The organism is Paenibacillus sp. FSL R5-0341, from assembly GCF_037975235.1.
In the GTDB taxonomy this organism is placed as follows: Bacteria; Bacillota; Bacilli; order Paenibacillales; family Paenibacillaceae; genus Paenibacillus; species Paenibacillus amylolyticus_A.
This window is the reverse complement of record NZ_CP150241.1, coordinates 908,780-921,579: the sequence shown is the minus strand read 5'-3', so window position 1 is coordinate 921,579 and position 12,800 is coordinate 908,780. Positions and strand designations below refer to the sequence as shown.

Here is a 12,800-nt window from a genome sequence, read left to right as displayed (position 1 = left end):
TCTAGGGAATTATCCCGCTTTCCAAGCTAATTTGTTACGATAATGCATAATTTGTTCCTCTGGAACTTTTTTCGTCCGCAGAATGAGTTCCAACAAGGATAACGTTTTTTCCACGTCCTCAGCGGTTGCCTCTTTTCCAATCTGTGACTTGATCTGGTTATATCCACTAATCACAATATTCTCGTAAGCTTCTGGATCTTCATTATTATTTTTGGTCGAGACAATAATCCCTAAAGCTCGAGAAAATACATTGTAGTGCTTGTTAACTTCGATATCATCTTTCAGTTCCGTATTAAGCTTGGAGAGTTGCTCTTCGTTGTGGAGGGCGTGGACTTGGACCTGATTGCCAAGCATTTTGACAAACATTCCATTTGGAGATAAATCAATAAATAATTGCACGCCCTGCTTCACTGCATAATCTACAGATTGAGTCCAGCGAACAGGGTTTACCATCTGACTGGAAATCCCTTTTTGAATATCCAAAGGCTGATATGCTCTTGCGAATTCGTTACTAATTACTTCAGTACTCCAATATGGATTAAACGTAAAACTGTTCAACTGGTTGTACACTTCATCCGCTGCTTCTTGCATGTAATGAGTATGAAAAGCGCCACTCACCCCTAAAGGTACAGACTCTATCTTATTTTGTTTGACGAATTCCTGCAGATTATCCTTCGTACCGGCAATAACTGTTTGCTTGGGAGAATTATAATTGGCTACAAAGATATCTTGTCTATCACCCAACCATGCTTCAACCTTTTCCGGTGAAGCAAATACAGCTGTCATACCTGTACTCTCTTGTGCATCAATTGCGTTTTTCATAGCGGTTCCTCGAATATCTACCAGGTTTAATCCCGAACTGTAGCTTAGAGCACCTGCAATGGTTAGCGCTGTAATCTCACCTAGACTATGCCCAAGAACTACACTCGGATATAAACCCACATGTTCCCGGTAAAGTTGATACATGCACATGGACCCTACATAAGTTGCCAATTGTGCTTTTCGTGTGTCTAGGCTTAGATCAGAACAGAACCACTCTCGGATCGGCTCCTGCAACTGTGCCTCTGCTTGCTCAATCCATTTTAGTGTTTGTTTATTTTTCAGCCATATTTCTTTTACTTCCTCGCTAATTTTAGTTCCTTGTCCCGCCAACATTAATGCAATCTTCATATCGAGTTGTCCTCCCTATAATCGTTCAAGAATTTTATGTGTCAGCATTTCGGAAGTATAGTGATTAAAGAAATCACTTATTTTTAAATTCACCTTGAATTGTTCTCGTATTCTTTTTTTGAACTTTACCAAGAGTGTCGAATCCATACCGAGATCAAAAAAGCTCTCTTCTGCGTGTACAGTCTGCTCATCCAGCAATGTACATACCATCCCAGACACCTCTTTATATATAACTTCATAATTGTCTTCTCTTAAGATAACGCTTGGAGAAACGCTATCTCCATCTAGTTTAATTTCATCTTTCAAACGTAACATTTGATCCAGCTCTATTTCTGAATCAGCGTACACTGCATCGACATTACGACAAAAAATGGTTAATAGTTTTTCCATATCCTCTGAGCTGTATTCACTCGATATCATTGTTATATGAAGTTCATGCATATGTTTATAAATTGAGAAGTGAATACCATATTTTTCATCACGGTATGTCTCGATTTCATGAAGTGTTATTTCATGCTCATGACTAAGTGTAGTCTCGATTAGACTTCCTGATTTGTAGTCAAATATGATATCCCGAAATATGTTCATACATTGCATCGATTCATGATATCTCACATCATCATAATGACTATTCGTTGTCATATCCTTGAATATCTGTTGTTGAACTTCTGCAGTTAGTTTCTCAACGCTTGAATAATTCTGTGTCTCAAGCCTCTTATGAAAGGGAACTAACTGAACAAAGTTTCCAAGTGCTCTGAAATTGGTCTGATTTCTACCCAAATACGGATAAGCCAGATACACGGAGTTATGGTTCAACCAGCCAGCCACACTTATTGCAAACGCAGTAAGACATAAAGAGAAATCGGTGTATTTTTGTTTGACTACATTCCCCAATTTTACCGTTTCACTTCGATAGTTCACATGCTCAATTTGTTTGTTGAGTAACCGAGATTTAAATCCTTCATATTCTCCGAAATTTACTGTAGCACGCTGTGAGTTATTATTAGAATTCTTCGTATGTTCATCCACAGTGCTACATTGGAAGTCCAGTGGCTCATCCGATAGATATGCTGCAATTACATCTTGTAAAAATAGATTAATACTTAAGCCATCAAGTAACGCATGATGTACATTAACAAATAGGTAATCATTGGTTTCATCCGCCACCTTACATAATACAATTTTGACTAACTCTTTATCTTCAACCGATATCAAGTGAGCATCAAGCATTGCTTGGGGTTCAAAAATAGACTGTGAGCAAATTTCAATTGTAGGAACTGCTGCCGTGATCCATCTTTCGATGTCAGAACCAATTCGATAGGAAGTCCGGAAAATATCGTAATGTTCAAAGTACACTGTCAGCAGATTATACATCTTGGCAATATTTAGCCCTTTCCCAAACTTCACAATCATGGGAATATTATAAGCCGTAGGATTGAGTAGACTGCTATTAATAATTCTTTTCTCACTATCACTAGCCGGCTTTAACATCATTCACAATCTCTCCTAAGGTGCGTGTAAATAGCATATCCAGATCCATCGGATAACCCTCTCCTCCTAGTTTCCAGATGACTTCCATTGCTTTAATAGAGTCACCACCCAGTTCCAGAAAGGTCTTATTCATGATTAGCTCAAGTTGGAGTACACTTGTGATGACTTCTGCAACCTTATTCATACTGTTGGACTTCTGATCTTTATGTTGGTTCATTGCTTGCATATCTGTTTTACCATTCTTATTCATCGGGATTTTGTCCACCACCTTAACCGTTGGTATCATATAATCTGGAAGTATATTGCGAAGATGCTGCCGGAATGGTTCTAGTTCGATCATTTCCGTTACAAATAGGTACAGACGTTTACCATCGAAATGAGCAAGACATTCTTTATTCAAGCCATAGTTGTATGCACAACGTTCAATCTCGCCAAGTTCGATTCGATATCCAGAGACTTTAACCTGCCGATCTATTCGCTCGATATAGCTCAATTCTCCATTTGCACTCTCACAAACAACATCGCCTGTCCGATAATAGCGTTGCCCCTCCCAGTACGCAAACGCTTTTTGATTCGCTTGATCATTGTCGATGTATCCTCTCATCAAACCTGAGTCAGATAACAATAATTGACCCTGTTCCCCGCGGCTCACCGGAACACCACTTTCATCCAGAATGAGATAATTCCCTTGGTCAAACATCTTCCCAATCGGTATTTCTGTTTCATCCCCTTTTACTTTATACCGCGTGGCAAAGACTGTCGTCTCCGTTGGGCCATACACATTGTACACGTTACAATATTGCGCTGCTTCATGCAGATGTTTGATAGAAGCACGTTCACCACCCGTTAAAATGAGTTGTAGCTTCCCCAGCTCCTCCACACATTCTTCAACATATAGATTGAACAATCGTGTTGTCAGGAATACCGTATCTATCTCTGCCAAAATCTCTGGAATGATATCAAAGTCAAGACTATCGTCCTTACTCACCATTCTAAGTGTCATTCCATTTAGTAATCCGCCAAAAATTTCGTAGACTGATGCATCGAATTCAAGAGGAGCAAATTGACCAATTACATTGCCTTGGTAGAATTCATTTTGCCTCACAATTTTTTCAATGGACCGATCTTGAATAGCTACAGCCTTAGGCTCGCCTGTTGATCCTGAAGTGAAGATAATGTATAAAAGACTGTCTTCTTGGCGAGAAGCACGCTTTACTCCCAATACGTCTTGTACCACATTTTGTTGAAGAGCGCTCTCTTGCTTCTCTATTTCCTTAAGACTATGAAGGATGGCTTTTCCATTCACTTTAGCCCGCATTTTATTTTTGCGATAATCCGGGTAGTCTTGAGGGATGACGCAATATGCCGCCCCCGCTCGAACAACTCCAAGCATGAGAATGACCGCTTCCAACTTATCCTCCGCCTCAATAGTTACTACATCTTCATTGGCAATTTTTTGCCGCATTAAATGTGAAGCTACCCTGGCTGTTAGCTTATCCAATTGACTATACGTAAGCGTATTTGAGGATCCCTTAATTGCTGTCTTCTCCTTATACGTATCGAAACTCCACTCTAATTCTTCTAATACATTCATCAGAAATCCCCCTATTAGACAAGACAGTTTTCCAGCGTTGTATCGATTTGATCTAACATAAAACGAACCTGCACTTCACTGTATTTGCTTGGATTATATTCAATTTCGATCTGTGCTTTACCATTCACCAGAAAAACACGGATATATAGTTCAAATTTGTTTAAGTTATCCGCAGGAATATATTGAAAGTAATTAAACATGTCTTCTTCGTAGGAATAGACAACCGGGTGATCAATAGTACATAGTGTTAGTGATTCCTTACCCCGCTTTGCGAACGCACTGAGATTATCCAAGGATATTTGTTTGATGGTTGTTAAAGTGTCACGTCCCCTTGCAATTCTTCGGGACTGCATCTGTACAAAACAACCGACCTCATGAAATGCCCCCATACTCATGCGCCAATTACCTATGGTTCCATACACGCAGCCTGTACAAGTCTGTTCTAATACCGATTCCCATAATCCTTGAAAAACTGAATTCTTGGTTACTTTCAACGCTGTTGAGATTTGCTCAATATGTTGAAATTGTTCAGGTTTTAAGAGTTTTATGAGACGACCTAAATGACTTTTATTAGTTGTTACCTGAATATTTTGTTCAGATAGCCTTAAGAATTCTTCCTTAGTAAAAGAAGACTTATTGGCTTGTAACTCATTAATTCGTTGATAGAAGCCAAAGTCGGTATACGGAGAATTCCGGGATCGTCCTGCAAGGCGATCCACAAACATAGATTCAAAATTTCTAATTCCCCATCCGTCAATACAGATATGGTGAAATTCAATTAACAAATACCTCTTTTGTTCATACTCTGCGAATTGAGTTCTCCAGGGATATTCTTTTGTGAGATCGATCATTTCCTTCCTTTGCTTCAAATATATTTCGGGATGTTCATCTAAAGTGATATGTGGAATCTCAAATTGAATTGCATCCAAACGATGATAACACTGGTTAAACATTCGGCGCTCCGCGTCATAAGTATACCGGGTCTGCAGGGTCGGGCATTCCTGTAATGTAATCAAAAGAGCAGTGTAAACTTCATTAAGATCAACGTTTTCTGGAATTTCATAAATGAAGGGCAGACGATACACAGGCAAATTATTGCAGATAAACATTTTTCTTTGTATATACGTCAGTTCACTAGATTGAAGAAGTTCCATCTGATGTTAACACCCCTTCAATATCCATAGAAACTCCTTGAAACTCCCTCAAAGCTTGCTCAAATATAACAACTATCCGTCTTTCTTCTTCCGAGTCATATACGTTGCGATCGATAAATACACTCAGTTGGGAATTTGAAATACCTCTACGCAGTTGAACGAAAATTTGAAACTTGGATAATCCTTCAAATTCAATTGTTTGATCAAATATAGATGAATCCTCATGCTGATCCCCTTCTTGCAACGTTTGAAAAACAACACGGGGATAAGATAGATTAAATCCATTTTGATTCAAATCCATTAGAGAAACCGCTTGGTTCATTCTTGCAATATATAAGCTTCTCTTCAGAATATCCGAATTCGTAGTAGAGAAGAACAAAGGTAAGACTCTTGCAAATGAACCAATTACCTGACTAGTTCGTGCTATAACGCGCCCATGATAAACAGCACCAATATAACCCTCTTCGTAATCAAAATATCTAGATAATGAATAATTGACTACTTTTAGTATCCTTAATTCTGTCTCTTCGAAATTTTCTATGCCTGTATCCAGGTTCCAGTGATATTGATGAAAGTATCCACTCCCAAGAGACGATTTACCCGGATTATAGAATTGTTTGTAAGGAAGAAGACTTCCCCACTGCTTAAGGGCTATAGATGTAGCATTACTGTACTCCTCTGCCAATGAAGCATATTGCGAATAAACAGGCTCCTGATAGTTATAACACTCTGTTATCTGATTTTTAAGAATCTGAATACCCATATGGTCAATAAGTAAATGATGAATATTGAAGTACAGATACATATCTCCTGTCGACCTCAAATGAACAAGTTTAAAGTCCCATAATTTCGAGTGAGGGTGTATACGAAGTGTCTCTTGATCTAACTGTAGATCGGCTAACGCTTCCACATCCACCAATTCAATATGTACCTGCCGCTGAGGCATTACTGAAGCCATAAAATGGCCATCCTGCATTTCAAATGAAGTGAAAAAAATATCATTTCCTTGAATAACCTGTTCAACAGCTTCCTTAACTCTTTCCATATGACTGGCTGCCTGAGATGTTAGACGGAATGCATAACTTACATTGTACATATCCGTATTTACGAACCGAAAACTATCAATGAAGACGGTTTTCAAGAAGCCCGGAAGATGATAACGCTTAGGATTATTCGATTCCGGCCCATCCTCCTGTTCTGCAATGGACTTTTTACTGAGTTTCTGTTTCAATTCTTTAATTGTAGAGGAAGTATAAATATCATGGTAAGATAGTTGCACTTTATAGTACTCGTAGGCATCCGTGATGATCTGAGCAATTTCGAAAGAAGTGATATCCGTATCCAATAGATTATCTTCATCGTTATATCGCTCAAAAAGAAGTTGAAGTGTCGAGCTCCGCTGAGCTTTACCAGAACAAATAGTTTCGCTGTTTTTCCCCTCAACTTCACCTTTTCCAACACTTGCTTCCTGCCCACCAATACTTAACTGCTCATCGAGATTAATACTATCCAACTTAAGTATCATCTCTCCCAAACGATCGCATATGCCCTTTACTAAGGTGTTATCGTAACGAAACTCCATATATAGACCGTCTTCATATTCATTAAATTGTGTATGGTTATCATATTTGTACAAATAATCTCCCAGAACAAATGCTGAGAACACTTCAGAATGGGCGATTGGATCTGACATTCGTGTATAAGAGACTACCAAGTCAAACCCCATCGAGCCAATGAGATTCATATATTCCTCATAAGTTAATGCACTTGAAGATTCGATAGCCACAAAAAAATCTTTGAAAAGAACTTTAGCGTTATCCTTGTAGTTCAGCTGATCTGACAATTGGAATGAATAAGGAACAACATCTGTGAAATTCCCAATATGATTCTGCTCTGTCTGATGATTCCTCCGAGATATAACTATCCCAAATCGGGATTGCCTACGCTCCGTTGCGAGAGCTATTGCATATAGTATGACACCAAATTTGGTAATCCGGAGTTTTTGTGCCAATGATCCAATGGCTTCCCATACATTTAATGACAATTTCACTTTTCCATAGACTGGATTTTCTAAATGCTCGTGAGTAGAGAAAAGGGATTTAGACTTAAATGATTCGAAATACTCACGGATCATCGTTGAATTTTCTTTTCCAATCGTTAGGGACTTCTCCGTTAGTTCATACAGATCAGCAGGAACAGAGAATTCTCCATTCAGCACTGAACATTCCAAAGCGGTCATAAATTCGTTCATTGAATCACCATCAAACACCAAATGATGGATAAGAAACTCAATTCTGCAATCCTCTTCATTTATATAGTATTTTGCCAGCCCTTCTCCCTCAAAAACATTCAGCTTGGTATCCTGTAGAGGAACATGACTTCTAAATGAATTAGGAGCGTTTAACTTAGAACAGAAAGTATACCGAGACTCTTTCTGAACAATGGTTAGCCCTAAAGCTTTATGGCCTTCCATTACTCGTTCAATAGCATCAGCTATATAAGTAGCCGTCCACTTAGGATCATATTTCACGGAAAAGAATATATCATAATTCTTACGATGCTTCTCGGCATACAGAATTTTTTCGTGTAGAGATGATAGATTGGATAGTTCGATTGTTTGCGCAACCTGAATGGCCAAGATAATGCTTCCTCCTATCTCCATCGTGTATCCCCGGTATCTCCATCATTGGAGGATTTACCGGGGAACGAGGTTCTTCTATATTTTATACACTTCAGAAGAGCTTAGATATCTTCCGTTCTCACTCTTGTCAGTAACACAAAAATAATCGCAGCACAGACGAACAGACTGATAATATGCACTGTAATCATGCTACTATCACCTTTAAATCCACTGAACATCTCATTGTTCAACTCTGTAATCCAATGGGTAGGCAGTACACTTGCAATCTTTTGCATACCTTCAGGCATAATTGAACTTGGCCACAGTGTTCCCCCTAACATCGCTAGAGGAAGCGATACTACAGTGATAAGCAACCGTCCAGTAGACATTTTGGTTGTACGACTTACAAGCAGTAAACCAATACCTGCCGCAATCATATTTAGTAAGCCATACGCTAACACGAGCAATAGAAGTTCTCCGACAGATAAAGAAAGATCAATTTGGAAGACCCCAGTCATAAGAGCAATCATGAGTATGAATTGTCCTACACCAATGACTGCAAACACACTTACGGTCTGCAAGTAGTAACTCAATTTACTGCTGGCTGCCAGTAATAAACGTTGAGTCGTGGTATGCACTTTATCACCAAGGAATAACAATGTATTGGTCATTGTAAGGAACATAATGATAAACACAATCATATTGAAAGAACTCGTTAACACCACTGCATTAGGGTTTCCAAGAATCTTCTGTTCCACTTGAATTGGAGCTTTGTTCGCTGCGGTTTCTTTCATACCTGCAGTCAATGATTCTTCACTGGTGGCATTTTTGGCCAGTGTTTTTAGAACAGAGAATACACTGTTAAGTTTAATCTCCAACGAGTTTGAATTAAAATTTTGTTCATTCACGTAACTATTTACTTTTAGCAGATCCGGATCATTAAATATGTCCTGAATATTTGAAGTAAATACGATCCCCAGATTGGTACTATGATGAATAGCATCATCTGCTGATACTGCTTGAGTAATAGTGACATTCTGCTTCTTCAGCATAGCGGTGACATAAGAATTCACAGCTGAATCTTCTACATACATCGTAAGTGTGACCTTCGTTGCTTCCTCATATTGCGCTACTACAGAATACGTAAACACAACTGGCAACAACAAGATTAAGATAAAGGTAAGCTTTCGCTTGAAAATACGTCTTAAATAAAGTTCGAATACCCGCATCTTATCGCGCCTCCTTTCTTGTGAGCGAGTATACTGCAATTAGAACAAAACCCATTGCAGCAATAAGTGCAGTAAACACAGGCATCAAATCAATTACGCCTTGCCCAATATAATCAAACATTGGACGTTGAAACACTTCATTAATACTTATGGAACTGAGCTCTCCCATATCCAGTTTGACGAATCCACCACCGACAAATGTCATAACCGGAATCAACAATGTCACTACACCATCCACTTGCTTGATTCGACGCCCAATAACCCCCAAGAGCAAACCTAGAGCGTTAAAGAAAATTGAACCTGCGATAATGATGAAAAATACAAACATCATGTTGTCTCCATAGCTGACATTGAAGAACAGCTTTGCACAAAATACAATGACTGCTCCTTGCAGAATAGATATCGTACAACCCGTTAAAAACTGTCCCATAATTAGTGCTGTTTTTGAGATAGGACTAACAAGGTAACGATCTCCTAGTGCTTCACTGTACTCTTCTTGTACAAAATTCATGGTATTAGCCAATCCATACACAAGAATTAGAACTAGCATAGTCACTCCATAGTAGCTCATCGCTGAAATATTGGAACCACTCTCAGTGGAAGCCTCTGTTGTAGTTCCCGGAGCAGCCAACATATTACTATACTCATGTGAATATACAATATTCGGATTGTTGGTACTTGCAACTTCCATTGCCAGGTATCCATCACCATAGGCTGATAGGGCCAGATCTGTAATATTAACTTTCTCAATATTGTTATCCTTACCATATACCATGATGTTACCGTTCTTCTTATCCTCGTACTCACTTGTTAGATCTTTAGGCAGATAAATATACTGTTCTACTTCACCAGACTCCAGCATCTTAAGCGCTTGTGTGCTACTGGACTCTACCTTGACATCAAACATCTCTTTATTGTTTTCACTACTAAGGAATGAAACAATATTTTTCCCTACATCCCCGCTATCTTCATTGACCACAACTGTTGAAATCTGAGATACGAAGGTAGACTTCGTTTCCTTATCTCCTGTCTGGAACACACCGGACAGTGCATTACCAAGGATAAGAATCAAAAGAAGCGGAAGCAGGATGTAATTGACAAATACGACAGGATTCTGAAGCTTACGCTTCATACTCGTTGCAAATATCGTCCACATAGTTCTAATCCCTCAAATTCTTTCTTGTTAATTTGAAGAACACTTGTTCCAAATTAGGGGTAATATATTGAAAGCTTTTCACATCTTCGCCAAAAGACTCTTTGATCTGACTTATGGCATTCACGTCATTTTTAGGGACTCCCAACTCAACATTGTTCCCTTCTGCCAGTAATACAACATAATCCTCAAGCTGCTTGGTATAAGCTGTACTTTTACGTTGTAGTTCCAGACGGATAATGGCCTGGTCTGTATGTTCCTGAATAACATCATTGAGCTTGCCTTGGCAGAGCAATTGTCCATCATCAATAATTCCGACATGAGAACAAATTCGTTCAACTTCTTCCATGTAATGAGAAATATAGATAACGGTTGTTCCAAGTTGATTCAACTCTATAATCGCATCCAAAATTCGATTACGTGATTGCGGATCAACACCCACCGTTGGCTCATCCAGTATGATGACATCCGGATTGTGGACAATACCACAAGCAATATTGAGTCTTCTTTTCATACCACCAGAGAATTTTTTAGGTTTTTGTTTGCGTTCTTCCCACAATCCAACAAACTCAAGGGCAAAGCGAACCTGTTTTTTCAGACGCTCTCCCTTCAAACCGTACAGTTTACCGAAAAACAATACATTCTCATAAGCAGATAGATCATAAATCAATGCCAAATCCTGTGGAACATAACCCACTCGTTTGTTTGTGCTTGCATTGAGATGTTCATTAAACCACTGAATCTTTCCGTTTTGAGGTTTATCCAGCCCTAACATAACTCTGGTTAAAGTAGATTTTCCTGCCCCATTGGGACCAAGTAATCCGTAAATTTGACGATCACCAACCGATAAGGATAATTGTTTTAGTACTGGTTTCTTTTTGTTATAACTGAATTGAATATTCTCTCCAGTAAATACCGTTTGCATATAAGTTTACCTCCCAGATTTGTTGTGCCTTTTATGTAAACCTAGTGTAGCACTCAATCTCATCACTTAAACTTTCATGTCATAACAGGCACGTATGAAGTAATAACTGTACTTTCTGAAACAGATATCGGCTTCGTAACCGTTAATACAGTATCTCTGCTGATTAGGTTCAACAACTAAAACAACGGTCCTGTAGATACGATATCTCGTATCTACAGAACCGTTGTTACACCTTAGACCTTTCTTATTATGTTTATGTTGTAACAGTTGCTGCAACGGGTTGGCCTGACTTATTCTTTTGCATGCCAACTCTCAGCAACGTAATTCCCCACGTTATCACCGAGATCAACAGAAGATGAATCATGAATCCACCCACAGCTTCTCCACTATAGATCAAACGCATAAATCCCTGTACCCCATTGGAGGCGGGCAGAAAGTTTCCAATATAGCGGTAGAATGGCGCCAGCATCTCTGCTGGAATGATATTTCCTGCTGTCATCAACTGAAGCGGAACCATCGCTACATTAAATAGAGGACCTGCATTGCCAAACAGGGCAAAACTCATTTGTGTAAAACAGATACAAGCCAGACTCACCAACACATGATACAGATACAACGCACCGAAGGAGCTCGCAACATCCGTGAACTTAAGGGCTACTGTATCCACAATTAGAGGAACGATTACTGCTATACACAACAACAGCATTTGTCGTCCCCAGAAGATTTCCCATTTGGAGTGGTTACGCTTCATGATATTCGACGTGATATTGAACTGAATGTTCATAGTCATCGAAGCAATGTAGGTGATAAAACCCAGAATCATGGGTAGCATCGATGTTGCAAAATCACTCACGCTGTTCGTTTTATTAATTTCAGCCTTCACAGGCCCTTCATTCATCTTCGCCATCGCTTGTCCAATAGCTGCACTTAAATCTTCGCTATTTATACTATCGTTATTAAGTGTCACTTGAACCTTGGATTCTAAAATCCCTTGTCCCATTTGTGCAGTCATTCCGGTCGCAGCATGTTCCACAATTGATTTGGCTACATCGGCATTTCCCTGATTGATATAAAAGGACAAGCTCGCGTCTGCACCGCCGCCAATCTGGTCAGCGAACCCTTCCGGAATAACAATAACCATTGCATAGTTACCTGCATTCATCTGTTGCTCGGCTTCCTTGGCAGAATCCAGTACATTAACATGGAAAGGCGCGAGCGTTTCAATCTGCTTCTGCACCTCTGTCCCCTGTGTCCCATCTTCGTTCACCAGAGCAACTTGAAGTTGATCTACTCTCTCCGTGGCCTGATGATACCCCGTCATCCAGATTACAACAAATAACAACGGAACAACCAAAGCAAAAACCAATCCTATTTTTGTCTGTGGTACTTTTAGAAATTCTTTGAAGCTTTTCATTCATTCACGACTCCTATTAGTTAAAATTAAAATAATTGCACTACATATAT

9 protein-coding genes are annotated in these 12,800 nt (G+C 39.2%); all 9 read right to left on the bottom strand.

Translation table 11 applies throughout. The features are described from left to right. Positions 1 to 9 precede the first annotated feature (9 nt). Complete coding sequence (locus MKX75_RS04195) at positions 10 to 1,170, bottom strand: ACP S-malonyltransferase (RefSeq protein WP_076333354.1); 1,161 nt, start codon at positions 1,168 to 1,170, stop codon at positions 10 to 12. Between the two features lie 15 nt (positions 1,171 to 1,185). After that, positions 1,186 to 2,664 carry a condensation domain-containing protein gene (locus tag MKX75_RS04190; protein ID WP_339168533.1) on the bottom strand — a complete coding sequence of 493 codons (1,479 nt, stop codon included), beginning with the start codon at positions 2,662 to 2,664 and terminating at the stop codon, positions 1,186 to 1,188. Further along, entirely contained in the window at positions 2,645 to 4,255 is a 1,611-nt protein-coding gene (locus tag MKX75_RS04185) for a non-ribosomal peptide synthetase (protein WP_076333356.1), read from the bottom strand. Before MKX75_RS04185 ends, MKX75_RS04190 begins: the two co-directional genes overlap by 20 nt. Before the next feature lie 14 nt (positions 4,256 to 4,269). After that, positions 4,270 to 5,409, bottom strand: a complete 1,140-nt coding sequence (locus MKX75_RS04180) for a condensation domain-containing protein (RefSeq protein ID WP_339168530.1) — start codon at positions 5,407 to 5,409, stop codon at positions 4,270 to 4,272. Further along, positions 5,390 to 8,047 carry a condensation domain-containing protein gene (locus tag MKX75_RS04175; RefSeq protein WP_339168529.1) on the bottom strand — a complete coding sequence of 886 codons (2,658 nt, stop codon included), beginning with the start codon at positions 8,045 to 8,047 and terminating at the stop codon, positions 5,390 to 5,392. The genes MKX75_RS04180 and MKX75_RS04175 overlap by 20 nt, the downstream gene beginning before the upstream one ends. 104 nt (positions 8,048 to 8,151) lie before the next feature. Continuing rightward, positions 8,152 to 9,258, bottom strand: coding sequence for an ABC transporter permease (locus tag MKX75_RS04170; protein ID WP_076333359.1), 1,107 nt, complete (start codon positions 9,256 to 9,258; stop codon positions 8,152 to 8,154). A gap of 1 nt (position 9,259) precedes the next feature. Further along, the gene (locus MKX75_RS04165; RefSeq protein ID WP_339168528.1) at positions 9,260 to 10,414 is read right to left on the bottom strand and encodes an ABC transporter permease; all 1,155 of its coding nucleotides are present in this window, start codon (positions 10,412 to 10,414) and stop codon (positions 9,260 to 9,262) included. Between the two features lie 4 nt (positions 10,415 to 10,418). Further along, the gene (locus MKX75_RS04160) at positions 10,419 to 11,336 is read right to left on the bottom strand and encodes an ABC transporter ATP-binding protein (RefSeq protein WP_076333361.1); all 918 of its coding nucleotides are present in this window, start codon (positions 11,334 to 11,336) and stop codon (positions 10,419 to 10,421) included. A gap of 253 nt (positions 11,337 to 11,589) precedes the next feature. After that, positions 11,590 to 12,750, bottom strand: a complete 1,161-nt coding sequence (locus tag MKX75_RS04155) for an ABC transporter permease (RefSeq protein WP_339168526.1) — start codon at positions 12,748 to 12,750, stop codon at positions 11,590 to 11,592. Positions 12,751 to 12,800 lie beyond the last annotated feature (50 nt).

Bases quoted from the DNA above. Each gene is read 5' to 3' on its own strand.
- MKX75_RS04155 (WP_339168526.1), bottom strand. From the start codon at position 12,750: ATGAAAAGCTTCAAAGAATTTCTAAAAGTACCACAGACAAAAATAGGA.
- MKX75_RS04180 (WP_339168530.1), bottom strand. From the start codon at position 5,409: ATGGAACTTCTTCAATCTAGTGAACTGACGTATATACAAAGAAAAATG.
- MKX75_RS04165 (WP_339168528.1), bottom strand. From the start codon at position 10,414: ATGTGGACGATATTTGCAACGAGTATGAAGCGTAAGCTTCAGAATCCT.
- MKX75_RS04160 (WP_076333361.1), bottom strand. From the start codon at position 11,336: ATGCAAACGGTATTTACTGGAGAGAATATTCAATTCAGTTATAACAAA.
- MKX75_RS04170 (WP_076333359.1), bottom strand. From the start codon at position 9,258: ATGCGGGTATTCGAACTTTATTTAAGACGTATTTTCAAGCGAAAGCTT.
- MKX75_RS04185 (WP_076333356.1), bottom strand. From the start codon at position 4,255: ATGAATGTATTAGAAGAATTAGAGTGGAGTTTCGATACGTATAAGGAG.
- MKX75_RS04195 (WP_076333354.1), bottom strand. From the start codon at position 1,170: ATGAAGATTGCATTAATGTTGGCGGGACAAGGAACTAAAATTAGCGAG.
- MKX75_RS04190 (WP_339168533.1), bottom strand. From the start codon at position 2,664: ATGATGTTAAAGCCGGCTAGTGATAGTGAGAAAAGAATTATTAATAGC.